Source organism: Burkholderia glumae LMG 2196 = ATCC 33617, assembly GCF_000960995.1.
Taxonomy (GTDB): Bacteria; Pseudomonadota; Gammaproteobacteria; order Burkholderiales; family Burkholderiaceae; genus Burkholderia; species Burkholderia glumae.
The window spans coordinates 2,524,375-2,544,956 of sequence record NZ_CP009435.1; the positions used below are offsets into that span (position 1 = coordinate 2,524,375).

A 20,582-nucleotide genomic window follows, 5' to 3' on the forward strand; every position below is an offset into this window, starting at 1 on the left:
GGCAACGGAAGCCGGCCGCCGACACGCCTCGCCCACGCTGAGCCGCCTATGACCCCCGCCATTCGCCTGTTGCGTGCCTTGCTGCCGCTCATCCTGATGCCGTGCCTCACCCAGGGCCGCGCCGAGCCGCTCGACGCGGATCTGCACGAATCCGTCGTCACGCTCGACGTGGCAGTCAAGGATTTCTACGGCAGGAAGGAAACCGGCAGGCTCGCCGTCACGCAGTTCATGCCGGACGGCGACGGCCCGTTTCCGATCCTGATTCTCAATCACGGACGCAGCGCAACGGATCGGAGCACGCCGCCGCGTTTCCGCTACACGCGGCAGGCGGCCTTTTTCGTCGAGCGCGGCTTCGCGGTGTTCGAGCCGACGCGCATCGGCTATGGCCGCTTCGGCACGCAGTTCGATCCCGAGTACAGCGGCAAGTGCAGCCAGAAGGATTACCAGCCGATGATCGATGCGGCCCGCATCGAGGAGCGTGCCGTGCTCGACTACGCGAGACGGCAGCCGCGGGTCGATCCGCATCGGATCGTGATGGTGGGGCAATCGGTCGGCGGCTTCGTCACGACGGGCGTGGCCGCAGACAATCCCGACGGCCTGGTGGCCGCGGTCAATTTCGCGGGCGGTGCGGGGGGCGACCCTGTCGGGCATCCCGGCACACCGTGCCAGGGCGAGCGGCTGGAAGCGATGTACGAGCGTTTCGGCAGCACGGCGCGCGTGCCGATGCTGTGGATCTATACCGAGAACGACCAGTACTTCGGCCCGAGCTACAGCCGGGCCTGGCATGCCGCGTTCGTCCGTGCCGGCGGCAAGGCCGACTATCGGCTGCTGCCGCCGTTCGGCGACAACGGGCACCTGCTGTTTGCACGCGGCACCGGCATCTGGGAGCCCGTCGTGTCCGCCTTCCTCGTCCAGCAAGGGTTCCCGGTCCGGCCGTAGCAGTCTGCGCGGTGCATCGGCTGCCCCGCGCAGGCGCGGCAGCCTGCCCCGAGGCGTTCGGCTGCGTTGGCGCGAGTGTCGATGCGGTCCGCACGATCACGGCGAACACCAGCTTCGGGTGAGGCGCATGCGACAAGCCGGACGGATCGGCCGCCTTGTGGGGCGGCCGGCTGCGCGTGGCGAGCGAGGCGCAGAGGCTGCTGGGCAGCCGGTGGTCTGCGCCGGGCCGGCCAGGGCACCATCGGCAGGCTCGAACCCGGCCGGCAAGCGCGGCGGGCGGGCGCTCGCACCGCGGAGCCGGCGGCCGCGATGCCGAACCAAAGGCCGGAGGCGGAACGGCGTGCCGAAAGCCGGCGAGGCGGGTTCGACGCCGGAACGCGCTGTACCGGCGTGGGGATGACAAAAAACGCGGCGCACCGCCGAAGCGATGTGCCGCGTGTTGCGCGTGATGCGCGGATCAGAAGACGTGCGCGATCAGGTAAATCACTACCAACAAGCCGATCGGCACGCCCAGCAACCATGCGATCAGATATTTTCCCATTGGACCTCCTTTGCCGGCGACGCGAGCCGGGGAGGTCGCGGCGCCACCGCGTGGGTTACAACGTCCGGTCGAAGTCGTTCAACTGCTTTTCCACTTCGTCGCGTGCAATGCCATAGCGCTCCTGGATTCGGCCCGCCAGATACTCGCGGTTGCCGTCCAGTACCGCCAGGTCGTCGTCGGTCAGCTTGCCCCACTTGGCCTTGAGCTTGCCGGCCAACTGCTTCCACTGGCCCTTGATCCTGTCTTCGTTCATGGTGTCCTCCGGATCGTCTGCGTCGAGTGAGGGGCGGCGCGCCGCGCCGCCGGATATAAGTCGCCGTGAGACGGATTGGCGCTTAGCCCTTGGCCTTCAGGCCCGAGTCGTCAACCTGCTTGACGCCCTTGATCGACTTGGTCACCGCCACCGCCTTGTGGACCGCCGTCTTCGACGGCAGCACGCCGGTCAGCGTCACCACGCCGTCCACCGTCTTCACGTCGATCTCGGTGCTCTTCACGCCCTTGGTGGTGGCGAGTTCGGCCTTCACCTTGGTCGTGATCCACGTATCGGATACCGGCTGGTCCGACTTCATCGCGGCACCGCTGTCACCGGCGGCCGACGCCTGGGCGTAGGCGGCGGGCACCACCGCCGCACCGAGCATCAGGGCGGCACTCGCGGCCAGCAGCGACTTCAGGGCGATCTTGTTCGTCTTGTTCATGGTGTCGTTCTCCGTAATCAAATGGTGTCGTCAATGACTCGATGGATGGACTGCGGCGCATCAGGCGCGAGGCGGGTCCGGGATGGGCGTCACGGGCGGCAGGCCTGGCGGCGGAACCGGTATGTCCGGTTGCGGCGTGCCTGGTAGATCCTGGCCGGGCAGCGGATCGCCCGGCGGCGGCCTCGGCTCGATCGGCGCCGGATCGGGCGTTTGATGCAGTCTCATGACCTGTCTCCTTTCATCGGGAGTCGCAGTTCATTCAGATTACGGATTCGGCGTGCGCGCCGACAGGCTCAAATGCATGGGGCTTTCTAGTGCGTTTGCGCTGGTCGCCGGTGGTCACGTTTTGTTACTTTTCACACACCGCGATACGACTTTCGAAACGCCGGAAGCGCGCGTCCAGCCTGGGAAAGCGGGTAAGCCGCGCGAGCGTTCCGTCAAGTTGCATGCGCAACGGTTTCGGCATCCCGGCACTGCTCGAGGACGGCGCGATCCAGGCACGCGGACCCGAGGCGAGCTGGGCGGTCGAGCGACTCGCTCGCGCGGCCGCCGGGCGGCCGGAGGTCGAGGGGGGGACGATGCCGAGGGGGGACGATGCGAACGCAGCGATCGGGGTGCGCGGCCAGTGCGTTCGATTCCGGCAGCCGCCGGCGCGAAAGGGCGGCGGCCGGTGCGCCGTTATCGCGGCCGGCCGGCGGCACGAGGCGCCGCAAACCGGAGCGGGCGAGCGGCATCGTGCGCGTCGTCGCCGGAGCGCGCGGCCGCACGGATCGCACGGACGGCGCGCGCAGTGCGCGGCGGGCGGCATATGGCACACCGGACGCGACGCGCGGTTCGCCGATGCGAGCGGCCCGCTGGCAGGTCCGCGCGCGCGCTTGTGCGCGCTTATTCGATCCGCTCGCGCGTGTAAGCGATCAGCTTGTCGAGCGCGCGTTCCAGCGCCGCGCGTTCGTTGTCGCTGAGCCGTTCGGCCAGATCGCCGTTCCAGCGTCGCGCGAGCGTCATGATCTTGCGGTTCAGCGCGGCGCCGTCGCGCGTCAGCGCGACCACCACCATGCGGCCGTCCTCCTCGCTGGCGGCCCGCGACAGCAGACCCTGATGGATCAGCGCCTCCGCGGCGCGGCTCGCCTGGCTCTTGTCGAGCTGCGTGCGGCGCGCGAGTTCCATGATCGAGAACGGCCCGAACGCGCCGACTGCGTTGATCACGCGCGCCTCGGGCAGCGTGATGCCGAGCTTGTCGCGGTAAAGCTCGCCGAGCGCGCGGTCGGTGAGCTTGTTCATGGTATGCAGGCGATGGGTCAGAAACTGTTCGAGTCCGGCTTGGCTGCCTTTCATGGCGGTTCCTGAAGTAGGGCGGCGGCCCGATTGTTCCCGTATCGCCGCGCGCGGTCAACGGGGCGATAAACGGCCGAAGCGCAGCCGGGCCAGTTGCTCGGCCTCGTTGGCGAGCAGCCGCGCGGCGTCGCGGATTGCGGCTTCGAGCGTAATCGGTCCCGGCGCCGGCGAAAAGCAGCCGTCAAAATGTTCTGATAATTGGGGCAGCGCGGCGGCGTCGACGGCCCCCGACAGCAGGCTCGCCGGCACGCCTGCGGCGGCCGCGTGCCGGCACGCGATGAACGGCGCCTTGCCGTGCAGGGTCTGGCGGTCCGAGCGGCCCTCGCCCGTGATCAGCCAGTGCGCGCCGTCGAGCGCGGCGTCGAGGCCGATCTGGCGCGCCACCACTTCTGCGCCCGGCTCGAAGCGCGCGCCCAGCAGGTGCAGCGCGAAGCCGAGGCCGCCAGCCGCGCCTGCGCCGGGCTGATCGCGCAGCTGGCGGCCGAGCGCCGCCTCGGCCAGGTCGGCATAGCGCCCGAGCGCGGCGTCGAGCGTTGCGACCTGCTCGGACCGCACGCCCTTCTGCGGACCGAAGATCGCGGTGGCGCCGTGCTCGCCCGTCAGCGGATTGTCGACGTCGGACATCGCGATGAACTGCGTGTCGGCCAACCGCGCATCGAGCCCCGACGCGTCGAGGCGCGCGATCTCGCCGAACCTGGCCGGCACCGGCTCGAACGGGCGGCCGTCGATGTCGAGCGCGCGCAGGCCGAGCGCAGCCAGCATGCCTGCGCCCGCGTCGTTGGTGCTGCTGCCGCCGAGCGCGACGAACACCGTGCGCACACCCTCGTCGAGCAACTGCCGGATCGCCTCGCCCAGGCCGCGCGTGCTGCGTGCCTCGACCGGCACCGCCATGCCGACCGGGTCGGTGATGCCGACGATCTCGGCGGTCTCGAGGATCGCGCAGCGCGCGTCGAGCCGCCCGGCCGCGGCCTCGCGCGGCGCGAGTGCCGCGCCCGCCACGCGCAGCGTGCGGCGCGTGCCGCCATGCGCGAGCATCGCATCGAGCGTGCCTTCGCCACCGTCGGCCATCGGGCAGGCGCGCACGATCGCGTCGGGCCGCGCACGCATGATGCCGGCCGCGATCGCCTCGGCCACCTGCTGCGCGGACAACGATCCCTTGAACGAATCGGGCGCGACGACGACGACGGGCGCGGACGGGAAGGGCTGCATGGTGTCTCCGTTGGATATCGGGTGGCTTGATGGCGCAAGCCCTGGCACGCGCGCAGACAGCACGGGCCGGACGGCGGGGCACGCGTGAGCTTAACAGCGCGGTGGCGCACGGCGAATAGGCAAGCCGCTATGACGGGGATTGCGGCGCGCGCTGCGGGCACCGCTGCGGCGTCACGAGGAGGATGGGCGTCGGGTTCGACGCGGGGCGGGGGCTGCGGCCGCGGGCCGTCGGACGATGCCGCGCGATCTGGCGGTGTGACGACAATAGTTTGCTAGAATAGCCGATTCTTCCGGCCAAAGCCGTGCTTTTCAGGCCGCAGGCGCGGCGCTGGGCATCCGGCGGCGTTCGCGCCGAACGTATGGAACCGCGGCGCGCGACGCAGCAGCGTCATGAGGCAGGCACGGCAAGGAAAACCGATTCGCTCGAATAATTTTAGGACGATTGAAGCCATGGCTAACGTTGTTGAAAACCTCGGCAAGCTCGAACGCCGTGTGACGATTTCCCTGCCGAAGGAAGTCGTGCAGAAGGAGATCGACGCCCGTATTCAGAAACTCGCGAAGAACGTGCGCATGCCGGGTTTCCGCCCGGGCAAGGTGCCGCTCAAGATGGTCGCGCAACAATACGCGGGCCAGGTCGAGGCAGAAGTGCTGAGCGACAAGATCGGCCAGGAATTCTTCGAAGTCAGCCGCGCGGAAAACCTGCGCGTGGCGGGCCAGCCGAGCTTCGCGCCGAAGCAGGATGCGGCCGCCGATGCCTACGCCTTCGACGCGACGTTCGAGGTTTACCCGGAGGTCAAGATCGGTGATCTGGCCACGGCGGAAGTCGAGCGCTCGACCACCACCATTGGCGATGCCGAGATCGACCGCACGCTCGACATCCTGCGCAAGCAGCGCGTGCACTACCACGTGCGCGGCGAAGGCGGCGAGCACGGCGACGGCGGCGCGGAGCAGGCCGCCCAGCAAGGCGACCGCGTGACGGTGGACTTCGTCGGCAAGATCGACGACGTCGCGTTCCAGGGCGGCACGGCCGAGGACTTCCCGTTCGTGCTCGGCGAAGGCCGGATGCTGCCGGAGTTCGAGCAGGCCGCGCTGGGCCTGAAGGTCGGCGAGTCGCGCGAATTCGATCTGACCTTCCCCGAGGACTATCACGGCAAGGATGTGGCCGGCAAGACCGCGAAGTTCACGGTCACGATGAAGAAGGTCGAATGGCCGCATCTGCCGGAAATCGACGCGGAGTTCGCGAAGACGCTCGGCATCGAGGACGGCGATCTGGCCAAGATGCGCGCCGAGATCAAGGAAAACCTCGAGCGTGAAGCGAAGCGCCGCACTCAGTCGCTGGTGAAGAACCAGGTGATGGACGCGGTCCTGAAGATTTCCGAACTCGACGTGCCGAACGCGCTCGTCGCGCAGGATCAGGAGCGCCTCGTCGAGATGGCGCGCCAGGACCTCGTGCAACGCGGCGTGCCGAACGCGGCCACCGCGCCGATCCCGGTCGAGATGTTCAAGGAGCAGGCCGAGCGCCGCGTCAAGCTGGGCCTCGTGATCGCCGAGCTGGTGAAGGCCAACGGCCTCGAAGCGAAGCCCGAGCAGATCCGTGCCGAAGTCGACGAGTTCGCGAAGAGCTACGAAGACCCGAAGGAAGTGGTCCGCTGGTATTATTCGAACCAGCAGCGCCTGGCCGAAATGGAAGCGTTCGTCGTCGAGAGCAACGTCGTCGACTTCGTGCTCGGCAAGGCGAAGGTGACGGACAAGGAAGTGAGCTTCGAGGCACTGGCAAGCGCATCGGCGCAGGCCTAAGCGTCGTTTCAGCGGCGTGCCGGCTGTCGGAGCGACGGCCCGCACGCCGTTTTTGCGTCGGTGTCCGAAGGCCGGCATGCCGGCGGATTCGCGCCGGCGGCGCTTCCTCCGTTCAACATTCATTTCGGACAAGGCTCATTGCATGATCAATCGCGCTGAATTGCTGGACACGCTGGCTTCCCATGCACCGCAGGATTTCGAAACGAAGGCGCTCGGACTGGTGCCGATCGTCGTCGAGACGAGCGGCCGCGGCGAGCGTTCCTACGACATCTACTCGCGCCTGCTGAAGGAGCGGATCGTGTTCATGGTCGGCGAAGTGAACGACCAGACCGCGAATCTCGTGGTGGCCCAGTTGCTGTTTCTCGAGAGCGAGAATCCCGACAAGGACATCAGCCTCTACATCAACAGCCCGGGCGGATCGGTCTCGGCGGGCCTCGCGATCTACGACACGATGCAGTTCATCAAGCCGGACGTGTCGACGCTCTGCATGGGCCTCGCGGCCAGCATGGGCGCGTTCCTGCTGTCGTCGGGCGCGAAGGGCAAGCGCTACGCGCTGCCGAATGCGCGCGTGATGATCCACCAGCCGCTCGGCGGCGCGCGCGGCCAGGCCTCGGACATCGAGATCCAGGCGCGCGAGATCCTCTATCTCCGCGAGCGTCTGAACAAGATTCTCGCCGAGAATACGGGTCAGGACGTCGAGCGCATCGCTCGCGACACGGATCGTGATAATTTCATGTCCAGCGACGATGCGAAGGCGTATGGCCTGATCGATCACGTATCGGCAAAGCGTCCGTGATGAAGCAAACGGGGCGCTGCTCCCCTTGGGGCGGCGCCCGCGCCCCGAGCATCTGCGGCTAGACCAGCACGGCCGGCGAATACCCATGTCGATGTCATGGGCGGCCGGCCAGACGGCGTATCATGTAACTCGTGTGTCCGGAGGCTCATACATCCATGGCGGACAAGAAAGGTTCGAACAGCGAAAAGCTGTTGTATTGCTCGTTTTGCGGGAAAAGCCAGCATGAGGTGAAGAAACTCATCGCCGGCCCGTCGGTGTTCATCTGCGATGAATGCATCGACCTGTGCAACGAGATCATTCGCGACGAAGCAGCCGCATCCGGGGTCGAAGCCAGTCTGTCGAAATCGGATTTGCCGAGCCCGCAGGAGATCCGCGAGATCCTCGATCAGTACGTGATCGGCCAGGAGCGCGCGAAGAAGATTCTCGCGGTGGCCGTCTACAATCACTACAAGCGTCTCAAGCATCTCGACAAGAAGGACGAGGTCGAGCTCTCGAAGAGCAACATCCTGCTGATCGGCCCGACCGGCTCCGGCAAGACGCTGCTCGCGCAGACGCTGGCGCGCCTGTTGAACGTGCCGTTCGTGATCGCCGACGCGACCACGCTGACGGAAGCCGGCTATGTCGGCGAGGACGTCGAGAACATCATTCAGAAGCTGTTGCAGAACTGCAACTACGAAGTCGAGAAGGCGCAGCGCGGCATCGTCTACATCGATGAGATCGACAAGATCAGCCGCAAGTCGGATAACCCGTCGATCACGCGCGACGTGTCGGGCGAGGGCGTGCAGCAGGCGCTGCTCAAGCTCGTCGAGGGCACGATGGCGTCGGTGCCGCCGCAGGGCGGTCGCAAGCATCCCAACCAGGATTTCATCCAGGTCGATACCACCAACATCCTGTTCATCTGCGGTGGCGCGTTCGACGGGCTCGAGAAGGTCATCACGGATCGGACCGAGAAGACCGGCATCGGCTTTGGCGCGACGGTGAAGAGCAAGCAGGAGCGCGATTCGGGCGAGGTGTTGCGCGAGGTCGAGCCCGAAGACCTGATCAAATTCGGGTTGATTCCCGAACTGATCGGCCGGCTGCCGGTGGTCGCCACGCTCGGCAAGCTCGACGAAGCCGCGCTGATGAAGATCCTGGTCGAGCCGAAGAACGCGCTCGTCAAGCAGTACCAGAAGCTGTTCGCGATGGAGCGCGTCGAGCTCGAACTGCGGCCGGACGCGCTGCAGGCCGTGGCCCGCAAGGCGATCCGCCGCAAGACCGGGGCGCGCGGGCTGCGTTCGATCATCGAACAGGCGTTGCTCGACGTGATGTACGAATTGCCCACGCTCAAGGGCGTGAGCAAGGTCATCATCGACGACAACGTGATCGACGGCGACGGCAAGCCCCTACTGATCTACGAAGACGCCCCGAAAGTGGCGGGTTCGAATTGAGCGGCTTGACTGTTTGAAGGAGCAAAAAAGCCGTTCATGGCGTCATGAGCGGCTTTTTTCGTTTAGTCTTGTGGGTAACACTGACTTACCGTTTCACGGCGAATTTTTTACCGGATATTTCCCACGCGCTGAAGGCTTGCATTCTACTGTGCCGGCCTCAATTACCGAACAATTGATTCCACTCATGGGGAAATGAAAATGTCAGGCACCCAACTTCTCCCGCCGGAACGCATTACGCTCCCGCTGCTGCCGCTGCGGGATGTCGTCGTTTTCCCGCATATGGTGATCCCGCTCTTCGTGGGGCGGCCGAAATCGATCAAGGCCCTCGAGGCCGCGATGGAAGGCGGCAAGCACATCATGCTGGTGGCGCAGAAGACCGCCGCGAAGGATGAGCCGACCGAGAAGGACATGTACGAGGTCGGCTGTATCGCCAACATCCTGCAGATGCTGAAGCTGCCGGACGGCACCGTGAAGGTGCTGGTCGAGGGCCTGCAGCGTGCCCAGGCGCTGTCGATCGAGGAGCAGGAAACCCAGTTCTCGTGCGAAGTGCTGCCGCTCGAACCCGATCATGCCGATAGCGCCGAAACGGAAGCGCTGCGGCGCGCCATCGTGTCGCAGTTCGATCAGTACGTGAAGCTGAACAAGAAGATCCCGCCGGAGATCCTGACCTCGCTGTCGGGCATCGACGAGGCCGGGCGTCTGGCCGACACGATCGCGGCGCACCTGCCGCTCAAGCTCGATCAGAAGCAGCACATCCTCGAGATGTTCCCCGTGATCGAGCGCCTCGAGCATCTGCTCGCGCAGCTCGAGGCCGAGATCGACATCCTGCAGGTGGAAAAGCGCATCCGCGGGCGCGTCAAGCGCCAGATGGAGAAGAGCCAGCGCGAGTACTATCTGAACGAACAGGTCAAGGCGATCCAGAAGGAACTGGGCGAGGGCGAGGAAGGCGCCGATCTCGAGGAACTCGAGAAGCGCATCAACGCCGCGCGCATGCCGAAGGAAGCCAAGAAGAAGGCCGACGCCGAGCTCAAGAAGCTCAAGCTGATGTCGCCGATGTCGGCCGAAGCCACCGTGGTGCGCAACTACATCGACACGCTGATCGGTCTGCCGTGGCGCAAGAAGAGCAAGGTCAACAACGATCTGTCGAACGCCGAGCAGGTGCTCGACGAGGACCACTACGGCCTCGAGAAGGTCAAGGAACGGATTCTCGAGTATCTCGCGGTGCAACAGCGAGTCGACAAGGTCAAGGCGCCGATCCTGTGCCTCGTGGGGCCCCCGGGCGTCGGCAAGACCTCGCTCGGCCAGTCGATCGCGCGCGCGACGAACCGCAAGTTCGTGCGCATGGCGCTCGGCGGCGTGCGTGACGAGGCCGAGATCCGCGGCCATCGCCGCACCTACATCGGGTCGATGCCGGGCAAGATCCTGCAGAGCCTGACCAAGGTCGGCGTGCGCAATCCGCTCTTCCTGCTCGACGAAGTCGACAAGATGGGCATGGATTTCCGCGGCGATCCTTCGTCTGCGCTGCTCGAAGTCCTCGATCCGGAGCAGAACCATACGTTCGCCGATCACTACGTCGAGGTCGATTTCGATTTGTCCGACGTGATGTTCGTGGCCACCTCGAACTCGCTGAACATCCCGCCGCCGCTGCTCGACCGGATGGAAGTGATCCGCCTGTCCGGCTACACGGAGGACGAGAAGGTCAGCATCGCCCAGCGTTATCTGCTGCCGAAGCAGAAGAAGAACAACGGGCTCAAGGACGGCGAGATCGCCGTGTCCGAAGAGGCGATCCGCGACATCATCCGCTACTACACGCGGGAAGCCGGCGTGCGCTCGCTAGAGCGCGAAGTGTCGAAGATCTGCCGCAAGGTCGTGAAGATGCTGCTGCTGAAGAAGGCGGCCAGCCCGGTGAAGGTCGACGCGGGCAACCTCGACACCTTCCTCGGCGTGCGCAAGTACGACTTCGGCCTCGCCGCGAAGGAGAATCAGGTCGGCCAGGTCACGGGTCTCGCCTGGACGGAAGTCGGCGGCGATCTGCTGACCATCGAAGCCGCGGTGATGCCGGGCAAGGGCAACGTGATCCGCACCGGCTCGCTCGGCGACGTGATGAAGGAATCGGTCGAGGCCGCACGCTCGGTGGTGCGTTCGCGTTCGCGCCGTCTCGGTGTGAAGGACGAGGCGTTCGAGAAGCAGGACATCCACATCCACGTGCCGGAAGGCGCGACGCCGAAGGACGGCCCGTCCGCCGGCATCGCGATGACGACGGCGCTGGTGTCGGTGCTGACTGGCATTCCGGTGCGTGCCGATGTCGCCATGACGGGCGAGATCACGCTGCGCGGCGAAGTGCTGCCGATCGGCGGGCTGAAGGAGAAGCTGCTCGCGGCGCATCGCGGCGGCATCAAGCTCGTGCTGATTCCGGAAGAGAACGTGAAGGATCTCGCCGACATTCCGGACAACGTGAAGAACGCGATCGAGATCGTGCCGGTCCGCTGGATCGACAAGGTTCTGGAGCTGGCGCTCGAACGCGTGCCCGACGTGTTGCCGGAAGAGGAAGCCAAGGCTGCGGCGCCGGTTGCCGAAGCCGCCAAGGACGCCTCGACGGAAGTCGTCAAGCACTGATCCGAACCCTTTTCGGCACCCAACCCGCGGCAGGTCCGCGGGTTTTTTATTTGTCGGCGTAGGATTTGGGCGAGCATTGCGTTGCCTCATTCGTATCACTTGACACGATCGTTTCGGCTTCATTTAATAATCGACCCGGCGTGAACCCGGGCGACGGCCGGCACGGGGCGGCTGTCCTGAGACTGAATCACTCACGGAAGGGGACGGCAGATGAACAAGACGGATTTGATCGACCACATCGCGCGCGAAGCGGATTTATCGAAAGCATCGGCGGGACGTGCGCTCGACGCACTGATCGGCGGTGTCATGCAGGCGCTCGAAAGCGGCGGCAGCGTGACGCTGGCCGGCTTCGGCACGTTCGAGGTCGGTGAGAGGATCGCGCGCAATGGGCGCAATCCGCAAACCGGCGAAACGATTCGCATCGAGGCAGCACGCGTCGCGAAATTCAGGGCTGGTAAAGCACTGAAAGATGCCTTAAACTGATGGGCTTGCTGCTTGATGATTGTCGCGCCGATGGACGCGGCGGCGCATCAGGCACGCGGCAAGCGAAGCGGGTGCTTAGCTCAGTTGGTAGAGCGGCGCCCTTACAAGGCGTAGGTCGGGAGTTCGAGCCTCTCAGCACCCACCATTTCCGCTTCGCAGGGCGCCCGGAGTTCGGCTCCGAAGCCGCCTGAACCACATCTCGAAACCCGCATGGCCGGTGGCCCTGCGGGTTTTTTCATGTTCGCTGCCCGAGTGGCGTGCTGGCCGGTGCCTCGGCGACGCACCTCGTCGCTGCCGCTTCAGACGAGTCGCTTGAGCAGCCACGCGCGCAGCGCGACGACTTCTTCCAGGCAGGTCGAGTGCGGCATCGGATAGACCTGCCAATCCACCTTGCATCCCCGATCGAGCGCGAAATCGCGGGCCGCCTCGCCGAGCCGCGGCGGCAGCACGTCGTCGAAGCTGCCGTGCGCGGCGAAGATCGGCGTGTCGCGGTTGGCCGCCTGGAAATCACGTGCGACCAGTGCCGGCGAGGGCAGATAGCCTGACAGCACGATCAGTCCGGCGAGCGCGTCAGGGTGCGTGAGGCCCGCGGTCCACGTCATCGCGCCACCTTGCGAGAAGCCGGCCAGGAAAATCCGCGACGTCGGGATGCCGCGCTGGTTCTGCGCCTCGATCAGCGCACGGATGGCGTCGCGCGAGGCCTCGATGCCCGCTTCGTCGACTTCGCGGCTGAGGCCGCCGTTGAACGACAGGATGTCGTACCAGGCGCGCATCACGTAGCCGTTATTGGCGGTGACGGCCATCTCGGGCGCGTTCGGCAACACGAAGCGCACGCCGGGCGCGTCGGCCAGATGCAGCTCTGGGATCAGCGGCACGAAGTCGTTGGCATCGGCGCCGAGGCCATGCATGAGGATGACCGCGTAGCGGGGATCGGCGGAGGTTTCGACTTCGAGGGTGTCGAGGGGGCGCATGGTCGTTCCGTGGCGTAAAGAGAGGGCGGTGCCGCCGGCCGGCACCGCGCGAGAGCCTAACGCTAACACCGGCGCGGCACTATCGTGAAGCGCGCCGTTGCCGCCGTCATCGCTGCCTTCGATGTCGATGCCGCGCGGCGCCAACGCATCACTCGCGCCGGATCGCGTCGAGTCCCGCCAGCAGCGTGGTGATCTCTTCTTCAGTGGTCAGATAGCTGACCGAGGCGCGCGCGACTTCGCGCAGGCCGCGCGCCTCCATGTCGAGCGGCGTGTAGTCGAGCCCGTTGCTGGCGATCGAAATCTGCCTGGCCGCGAGCCGGCGCCGGACCTCGGCCGGTTCGATGCCGGCCACGTCGAACGCCACCAGCCCGGAGCGCTCGCCGCCGAGGTCCAGCACCTTCACGCCGGGCAGTGCCGCCAGCCGCTCGCGCAGCATGGTGGCGACGGCGTCGATGCGTGCGCGGATCACCTCGATGCCCAGCGCCAGCGCTTCGTCGAGCGCGTTCGCGAGGCCGCAGCGCAGTGCGTAGGCGGTGTCGCCGGTCTCGAAGCGCGCGGCGTCGCGGCGCAGCACCGGATAGCCGTCGGCGTCGAACGGCGCGGACCAGACGTCGACGAACGACGGCGTGAGGCGCGGCAGGAAATCCTGCCGGATGTAGAGCAGGCCGGTGCCGCGCGGCCCGCGCAGCGCCTTGCGGCCGGTACCGACCAGCACGTCGGCGCCCACTTCGGCGACGTCGATCGGCAACTGGCCGACCGCCTGCGCCGCGTCGACGAAATACGGAATCCCGTGGCGGCGCGCGATGCGTCCGATCGCGGCGGCCGGATTGATCAGCCCGCCGTTGGCCGGCATCCAGGTCAGCACGATCAGCCGCACGCGCTCGTCGATCAGCGCGGCCAGCGCCTCGGGGTCGGCCGCGCCCGTCGCGTCGCAGGGAATCGTCTCGATCGACACGCCGTCGCGCTGCGCCGCGAGGCGCAGCGTGGCGACGTTGCTGCCCCATTCCTGTCGCGCGACGAGAATCCGGTCGCCGGACCGCCACGGGCCCAGCGCGTCGAACGCGAGGCCCCAGCCGTGCGTGCTGCTGGTGGTCAGCGCGATTTCGCCGGGCCGCGCATTGAGCAGGCGGGCGGCGAGCCCGCGCGCGCGCTCGCTCTGTTCGACGCCGGCCGCGCCGGCTTCCATCGGCCCCAGCGTGGCTTCGCGCGCGAGCTGCGTCTGCACGGCCTCGAGCGTGCGGGCCGACGGCAGTGAGGCTCCGCCGTGGTTGAAGTGGGTGGTATGGGCGATGCCCGGCGTGGCGGCGCGCAGCGCGTCGATGGTGGCGCGGGACAGGGCGGGGGGCATGGAGGCTCCTTGTGGGGGGCGTTCGGTTCGAGTAGGGCGGGCGTGGCGAGCGCGATGGCGGCCACCGCGGTCGCGGTGGCCTGGCGGGCGGCGCGTCGAGCCGTCCCGAGGCCCTGGTCGGCAAAGCGCGCTTCGCCGAGCCGCCCGGGACCGGCCGGCAGGCCGGCGCGGCGCGCGAGCTGGCCGGCCGCCTGCCGCGGATCGCGCGCGCCGGTCGAACCACGCCATGCCGGGTTCCGCCTCGAGCTTCCGGGGCGGGTGGCTGACGGTGCCTTGCGCGACGAACATTGCCTTGGCGACCAGGCTGAAGCACAGCCGCCGTGCGGCGGCTTCGAACGCGCAGTGACAGCAGGGGCGGCAAGGGGCGGGGCATGCGCGCGTCTCGAGGCGAGCGGAAAGTGTCGACCATAGCGAGGTTCCGCCTCGCCGGCAATCGCCTTTGCCGTGCCTGCCGCGCCGCAGTGGCCGCTGCCGGCCCGGTCCCGGCCCGCAGTGCGGCGGTCGTGCGTGGCGGCTGCGCGCGATGCGCATGCGTGACGGCATGTGTTTGTCGTCGTGCGCGGGGAGCGCGGGGCTCGGGCGGGCGATGGTACGCAGGGGGAGGTCGGAATCGCGTCGTTTCTCGTCGCGACCCGGATGGTTGCGCGGCGGCGGTATTCAGGGCACAATCTCGCTCCGTTGCGGTTTCGGCCGCGACGCAGCACTTGTAGTGCCGACCAGGGAGCGGTAGTTCAGTCGGTTAGAATACCGGCCTGTCACGCCGGGGGTCGCGGGTTCGAGTCCCGTCCGCTCCGCCAGATTTTGAAAAAATACCCGCGCCAAGCGGGTATTTTTTTGTTCCCGGGCGGTGCGGAGGAAGCCGCCTGCGCGGCTTCCGGCGGGAATCGAAGGGTGGCGCATGCTTGCGCCACCGCGGCCGGCGGAACGTGGGCGAGTCCCGTCCGCTCCGCCAGATTTTGAAAAAATACCCGCGCCAAGCGGGTATTTTTTTGTTCCCGGGCGGCGCCGGTCGCGCAGTCATCGCGCCTGCGCCATCAAGGCGCCGGCCGTCGCGTGATGGGGTTGGCGCGATGCCCGGCCGCCTCTTCGGCTCCCGCCACTGCGCATCGGAACCCGGCGGCGCCTCCGTCGCGGCCCGTTTCGCCAATTTTCCGCTCCGCTGAGGTAATATCAGCCGTTTTGTCCAGCCACGTTCGCTCCGCATGCTCGATTTCTTCCGCAATCACCAGCGCTTGATGATGTTCCTCCTGCTCCTGATCGTGCTGCCGGGGCTCGCGTTCGTGGGGGTTCAGGGTTTCCGCGACTTCTTCGACGACAGCGCGAACGTGGCCTCGGTCGATGGGCGCAAGATCACGCGCGCCGAATTCGACAGCGCCTACCGCCAGCAGATCGACCAGGCGCGCCAGGCGCTCGGCGCCCGCTACGACGCCAAGGTGATCGACACGCCGGAGCGTCGCCAGCAACTGCTCGACGGCATGATCGAACAGCGCGCGCTGGCCGACGAGGTGCGCCGCCTGCACCTGACGGCCTCCGATGCCGCAGTACGGGAGGCGCTGCTCAGCAATCCGATCGTCGCCGCGATGCGCAAGCCGGACGGCTCGATCGACGCGGAGCGCTACACGCAGCTGCTCGCGATGCAGGGCATGACGCCGGACCAGTATCAGGAAAGCATCCGCTACCAGCTCACGCAGCAGCAACTGCCGAGCAACCTGATCGACAGCGCGTTTACGCCCAAAAGCGTGGCACGGAGCCTCACCGATCTCGCGCAGCAGCAGCGCGAAATCCAGGCGCTGGTGCTGAAGCCGGCCGACTACGCGGCCAAGGTGCAGCCGACCGACGCGCAGATCTCGGCCTACTACGATGCCCACAAGCAGGCCTTCGCGACGCCCGAGACGGCCACCATCCAGTACCTGGTGTTCACGCCGGCCACCGCCGCCGCGTCGGCCACGCCGCCGACCGAGGCGGACATCCGCAAGTACTACGACGACAACACCGCGCGCTACCGCACCGAGGCGCAGGTGCGCGTGAGCCACATCTTCATCGCGGCCGCGCGCGGCGCGAGCGCGGCCGACAAGGCCGCCGCGAGGGCGAAGGCCGATCGGCTGCTGGCCGACGTGAAGGCGCATCCGGACCAGTTCGCGCAGATCGCCGAGAAGAACTCGCAGGACGCGCCGTCGGCGGCCAAGGGCGGCGACCTGGGCTACATCACGCGCGGCTCGACGGCGGGCGGCGCGGCGTTCGACGACGCGGCCTTCGCCTTGAAGCCGGGCGAGATCAGCAAGGTGGTCGAATCGGATCTCGGCTTTCACATCCTGAAGGCGACCGACGTGAAGCCTGCCATCGTCAAGCCGTTCGACGAGGTCAAGGAGTCGATCGCGGCCGAACTGAAGCAGCAGTACGCGGCCAAGGCGTTCTCGGACAACTCGGAAGGCTTCAGCTCGAGCGTCTACGAGAAGGCCAAGAGCCTGCAGCCGACCGCCGACAAATACAAGCTGACGCTGCAAACGGCCACCGTCACGCCGCAGCCGAACCCGGCGCTGCCGCCCGACAGTCCGCTCAACAACGCGAAGTTCCTGGCCGCCGTGTTCGCGCCCGACTCGGTGAAGAACGGCAACAACACGCAGGCGATCGATGTCGGCAACAACACGCTGATCGCCGCGCACGTGATGAGCGACAAGCCGGCGGCGGTGCCGCCGCTCGACGCGATCAAGGACGCGGTGCGCCAGAAGCTCATCGCCGACGAGAGCGCGAAGCTCGCCAAGCAGGACGGCATGGCGAGGCTCGCGGCGCTGCAGAAGTCGAAGGCCACCACCGGCTTCCTGCCGGCCGAGAAGATCTCGCGCACGCAGACGCTCGGTTTGCCGCCGGACGCGGTCGCGGCGATCTACAAGGTCGATCCGAAGTCGCTGCCGGCTTATGTCGGCGTCGATCTCGGCGCGAACGGCGGCTATGCGATCTTCCGCGTGAACGCGATCGTCGCTCCGGCGCCGGCCGATCCGCAGCAGCTCGCGGCCGCTCAGCAGCAGATCGCCCAGGTCTATGCGCAAAGCGAGAGCGAGGCGTTCATGAAGGCGCTGCGCGCGCGTGCGAAGGTCAAGCTGTACGGCTCGGTGGCCGACGGCAGCCGCAACGGCGACGACAACTGATCGGTCCGCCACGCGCCGGCGTGGCGCCCTTCACGACCACGGCAGCCCCGCCCGATATCGGGCGGGGCTGTTTTGCTCATGCGGTCCGCCGCGTCGCGCGGCGAGGCACGCTCGATGGCGCGCGCTCAGTGCGCGCCGGCACCGAGCAGCGGCCGCACCACCGGCCAGACGTTGTCGAGCAGCTTCGGCTGCGCCTGCTGCGTCGGATGGTTCTGGTCGTCCTGGAACAGCTCCGGGCGGTTCTCGATGCCGGCCAGCAGGAACGGCACGAGCGGCAGGTGCAGTTCCTTGGCGAGCTTGCCGTACATCGCGTGGAATTTCTGCGTGTAGTCGAGGCCGTAGTTCGGCGGCACGTACATGCCGATCAGCACGACCTTCGCGTTCGCCTGGCGCGCCTCGGCCACGATCGCGCGCAGGTTCTGCTCGGTGGTGGCGAGCGGCACGCCGCGCAGCGCGTCGTTCGCGCCGAGCTCGACGATCACGATCGCGGGCTTGAGCCGCGCGAGCAGCGCGGGCAGGCGGGCGCGACCGCCGCTCGTGGTGTCGCCGCTGACGCTTGCGTTCGCAACGCTATAATCGATTCGCTGGTCGGCGATGCGTGCCCGCATCAGCGCGACCCAGCCGGTGTCGCGAGGCAGGCCGTATTCGGCCGAGAGGCTGTCGCCGAGCACCACGATGGCCGGCTTGGCGGCCCTGCCCGCGGGGCTCGCCGCTGGCGCGCCGGCGGCCGCGCCAGCGGGCGGCGCGCCAAGCCAGGCCGTGGCGGCCGTTGCGATCATCATGGCGCATGCGCCGTGTTTCCAGGAACGAATGTGCTTCATGCTCATCAAGATGACGGATCCGATCATTGAAGTTCGACAGGTCTCGAAGCGCGTCGCCGACGCGGCCGGCGAGCTGACGATTCTCGACGGCATCGACCTGGCCGTGCCGGCGGGCAGCAGCGTCGCGATCGTCGGCGCGTCGGGCTCGGGCAAGTCGACGCTGCTCGGCCTGCTCGCCGGCTTGGACAGCGCGACGGACGGCACGGTTCGCCTGCTCGGCCGCGAACTGACCGGCCTCGGCGAGGACGAGCGCGCGGCGCTGCGCAGCGGCGCGGTCGGTTTCGTGTTCCAGTCGTTCCAGCTGATGCCGCACCTGACGGCGCTCGAGAACGTGATGCTGCCGCTCGAGCTGCGCGGCGGCACCCCGGCGCGCGAGGCCGCCGGGCGGGCGCGGCGCCTGCTCGAACGCGTCGGCCTGGGCGCGCGCACCGGCCACTATCCGAAGCTGCTCTCGGGCGGCGAGCAGCAGCGCGTCGCACTCGCGCGCGCGTTCGTCACCGAGCCGGCCGTGCTGTTCGCCGACGAGCCGACCGGCAGCCTCGACGCCGCCACCGGTCACGCCGTGATCGACCTGATGTTCGAGCTGAACCGCGCGCAGGGCGCCACGCTGGTGCTGGTCACGCACGACGCGGCGCTCGCGCGCCGCTGTGACGCCACCGTCACGCTCGACGGCGGGCGCATCGTGGCCGACGCAACCGAGCGCAGCGCGAGCTGAGCCGTCGCGACCCGCGCCGCGCCACCGCAGCGGCGAAACGAGAACGGCCGGTCATCCTGCCGTTTTGCGACGCGCGCCGCTCAGCGCTCGAGCGCGGCGCGCGCCCGCGCGATCAGCGCCGAGGTCGACGAATCGTGCTTGCCCGCATCGACGCTCGCGGCGTTCAGGTCGGCCTCGACCACCTTGCCGAGAATCTTGCCGAGCTCCACGCCCCACTGGTCGAACGGATTGATGTTCCAGATCGAGGCCTGCACCAGCACCTTGTGCTCGTAGAGCGCGATCAGCGCGCCCAGCGCGCGCGCCGTGAGCGCCTCGACGAGGATCGTGGAGCTCGGCCGGTTGCCGGGGAACGTCAGGTGCGGCGCGAGTTCGGGCTTGTCCGGGCCGGCGATCCTGCGCGCCTCCTCGAGCGTGCGGCCGAGCATCAGCGCCTCGCTCTGCGCGAAGCAGTTCGCGAGCAGCTTCGGATGGTGGCTCGCCAGCGCATGCTCGGGCTTGAGCACCGCGATGAAGTCGATCGGCACGATCGTCGGGCCCTGGTGCAGCATCTGGAAGAACGCGTGCTGGCCGTTGGTGCCGGGCTCGCCCCAGGTCACGGCCGAGGTCGGGTAGTCGACGAACGCGCCGTCGAGCCGCGCCGATTTGCCGTTGCTCTCCATTTCCAGCTGCTGCAGGTACGACGGCAGGAAGTGCAGCGCCTCGGAATACGGCGCCACCAGGTAGCTCTGCGAGCCGAAGAAGTTGCGATACCAGATGCCGATCAGGCCGAGCAGCACCGGCAGGTTCGATTCGAGCGGCGCCTCGCGAAAGTGCGTGTCCATCTCGTTGGCGCCGGCCAGCAGCTCGTCGAACTGCTGCGGCCCGATCGCGATCATGATCGACAGGCCCACCGCCGACCACAGCGAGTAGCGCCCGCCGACCCAGTCCCACATCTCGAACACGTTGTGGGCGTCGATGCCGAACTTCACGACTTCGCCGGGATTCGCCGACACGCCGACGAAGTGCTTGGCGAGCGCGTTCTCGGGGCAGCCGTGCGAGATCAGCCAGTCGCGCGCCGAGCGTGCGTTGGTCATGGTCTCGAGCGTCGTGAAGGTCTTCGACACCACGATGACGAGCGTTTGCTCGGGATCGCAGAATTCGAGCGCGCGCGACAGGTCGGCGCCGTCCACGTTCGAGACGAAGGCGCACGACAGCTCGCGCGTGGCGAGATGGTCGAGCGCGTGCACCACCATCTTCGGCCCGAGATCGGAGCCCCCGATGCCGATGTTGATCACGTGGCGGATGCGTTTGCCGGTGTAGCCGGTCCAGCGGCCGTCACGCACCTGCTCGGCGAAGGCGGCCATCTTGCTGCGCTCGGCCAGCACCTGCGCGTGGAACGGCGCATCGGGCGCGCTCGCGCGCAGCGCGGTGTGCAGGGCGGCGCGGCCTTCGGTCGGGTTCACCACGTCGCCGGCGAACATCGCGTCGCGACGCGCCTCGACGCCGGCCTCGCGCGCGAGCTGCACGAGCAGCGTCAGCGTGGCGTCGGTGATGCGGTTCTTCGAGAAGTCGATCGCAAGCCCGCCGCCGCTGAACGTGAAGCGTTCGGCGCGCGTCGGGGCCGGATCATTGCCGGCGGCAAACCAGTCGCGCAGCTGCGCGTCGCGGATCTCGTCGTAGTGCGATTGGAGGGCAGGCCAAGCGGGGAGCGAATTCAGCGTCATATCGGTTCGGGCGAAGCTAGCGTGATTCGGGGGCGAGGAC

16 protein-coding genes and 2 tRNA genes are annotated in these 20,582 nt (G+C 67.6%); 10 read left to right on the forward strand and 8 right to left on the reverse strand.

Features of this window, described 5'->3' with window-relative positions:
* Positions 1-48 precede the first annotated feature (48 nt).
* Positions 49-939: an alpha/beta hydrolase family protein gene (locus KS03_RS23940; protein WP_015875388.1), complete on the forward strand. Its 891-nt coding sequence runs from the start codon at positions 49-51 to the stop codon at positions 937-939.
* A gap of 596 nt (positions 940-1,535) precedes the next feature.
* Here KS03_RS23940 and KS03_RS23945 read toward each other — a convergent pair.
* From KS03_RS23945 to KS03_RS23960, 4 genes are all read right to left on the reverse strand, one after another.
* Entirely contained in the window at positions 1,536-1,733 is a 198-nt protein-coding gene (locus KS03_RS23945; RefSeq protein ID WP_015875389.1) for a CsbD family protein, read from the reverse strand.
* A gap of 82 nt (positions 1,734-1,815) precedes the next feature.
* Positions 1,816-2,175 (reverse strand): BON domain-containing protein, encoded by a 360-nt coding sequence (locus tag KS03_RS23950; RefSeq protein WP_015875390.1) that lies wholly within the window; start codon positions 2,173-2,175, stop codon positions 1,816-1,818.
* 885 nt (positions 2,176-3,060) lie between these two features.
* Positions 3,061-3,510 (reverse strand): MarR family winged helix-turn-helix transcriptional regulator, encoded by a 450-nt coding sequence (locus tag KS03_RS23955; protein WP_015875391.1) that lies wholly within the window; start codon positions 3,508-3,510, stop codon positions 3,061-3,063.
* 54 nt (positions 3,511-3,564) lie between these two features.
* A complete protein-coding gene (locus KS03_RS23960; protein WP_015875392.1) occupies positions 3,565-4,719 on the reverse strand; it encodes a glycerate kinase in 1,155 nt (384 codons plus the stop codon).
* A gap of 450 nt (positions 4,720-5,169) precedes the next feature.
* Between KS03_RS23960 and tig the strand changes: the two genes are divergently transcribed.
* The 6 genes from tig (at position 5,170) to KS03_RS23990 (ending at position 11,983) form a co-directional block, all read left to right on the forward strand.
* Entirely contained in the window at positions 5,170-6,516 is a 1,347-nt protein-coding gene (gene tig / locus KS03_RS23965) for a trigger factor (RefSeq protein ID WP_015875393.1), read from the forward strand.
* 142 nt (positions 6,517-6,658) lie between these two features.
* Positions 6,659-7,312: an ATP-dependent Clp endopeptidase proteolytic subunit ClpP gene (clpP, locus tag KS03_RS23970; protein WP_015875394.1), complete on the forward strand. Its 654-nt coding sequence runs from the start codon at positions 6,659-6,661 to the stop codon at positions 7,310-7,312.
* 155 nt (positions 7,313-7,467) lie between these two features.
* A complete protein-coding gene (clpX, locus tag KS03_RS23975; protein ID WP_015875395.1) occupies positions 7,468-8,739 on the forward strand; it encodes an ATP-dependent Clp protease ATP-binding subunit ClpX in 1,272 nt (423 codons plus the stop codon).
* 198 nt (positions 8,740-8,937) lie between these two features.
* Positions 8,938-11,355, forward strand: a complete 2,418-nt coding sequence (lon, locus tag KS03_RS23980) for an endopeptidase La (protein ID WP_015875396.1) — start codon at positions 8,938-8,940, stop codon at positions 11,353-11,355.
* 210 nt (positions 11,356-11,565) lie between these two features.
* On the forward strand, positions 11,566-11,838 hold the full coding sequence (locus tag KS03_RS23985) for an HU family DNA-binding protein (protein ID WP_015875397.1): 273 nt from the start codon (positions 11,566-11,568) through the stop codon (positions 11,836-11,838).
* Between the two features lie 69 nt (positions 11,839-11,907).
* Positions 11,908-11,983, forward strand: a tRNA-Val gene (locus KS03_RS23990).
* A gap of 154 nt (positions 11,984-12,137) precedes the next feature.
* Here the strand turns inward: KS03_RS23990 and KS03_RS23995 are convergent.
* Positions 12,138-12,809, reverse strand: coding sequence for an alpha/beta hydrolase (locus tag KS03_RS23995; protein WP_015875398.1), 672 nt, complete (start codon positions 12,807-12,809; stop codon positions 12,138-12,140).
* A gap of 148 nt (positions 12,810-12,957) precedes the next feature.
* Positions 12,958-14,157 carry an aminotransferase class V-fold PLP-dependent enzyme gene (locus tag KS03_RS24000; protein WP_015875399.1) on the reverse strand — a complete coding sequence of 400 codons (1,200 nt, stop codon included), beginning with the start codon at positions 14,155-14,157 and terminating at the stop codon, positions 12,958-12,960.
* Positions 14,158-14,877: 720 nt separating this feature from the next.
* On the opposite strand from KS03_RS24000, the gene KS03_RS24005 reads away from it, so the two are divergent.
* Together KS03_RS24005 and KS03_RS24010 are read left to right on the forward strand one after the other, a co-directional pair.
* A tRNA-Asp gene (locus KS03_RS24005) sits at positions 14,878-14,954 on the forward strand.
* Positions 14,955-15,359: 405 nt separating this feature from the next.
* On the forward strand, positions 15,360-17,303 hold the full coding sequence (locus KS03_RS24010; protein ID WP_015875400.1) for a SurA N-terminal domain-containing protein: 1,944 nt from the start codon (positions 15,360-15,362) through the stop codon (positions 17,301-17,303).
* A gap of 125 nt (positions 17,304-17,428) precedes the next feature.
* On the opposite strand, the gene KS03_RS24015 is transcribed toward KS03_RS24010, so the two are convergent.
* Positions 17,429-18,130 carry an arylesterase gene (locus tag KS03_RS24015; protein WP_080569360.1) on the reverse strand — a complete coding sequence of 234 codons (702 nt, stop codon included), beginning with the start codon at positions 18,128-18,130 and terminating at the stop codon, positions 17,429-17,431.
* On the opposite strand from KS03_RS24015, the gene KS03_RS24020 reads away from it, so the two are divergent.
* Entirely contained in the window at positions 18,114-18,839 is a 726-nt protein-coding gene (locus KS03_RS24020) for an ABC transporter ATP-binding protein (protein WP_015875402.1), read from the forward strand. The genes KS03_RS24015 and KS03_RS24020 overlap by 17 nt on opposite strands.
* An 80-nt stretch (positions 18,840-18,919) precedes the next feature.
* Here KS03_RS24020 and pgi read toward each other — a convergent pair whose 3' ends face one another.
* Complete coding sequence (gene pgi / locus KS03_RS24025; protein ID WP_015875403.1) at positions 18,920-20,542, reverse strand: glucose-6-phosphate isomerase; 1,623 nt, start codon at positions 20,540-20,542, stop codon at positions 18,920-18,922.
* Positions 20,543-20,582 lie beyond the last annotated feature (40 nt).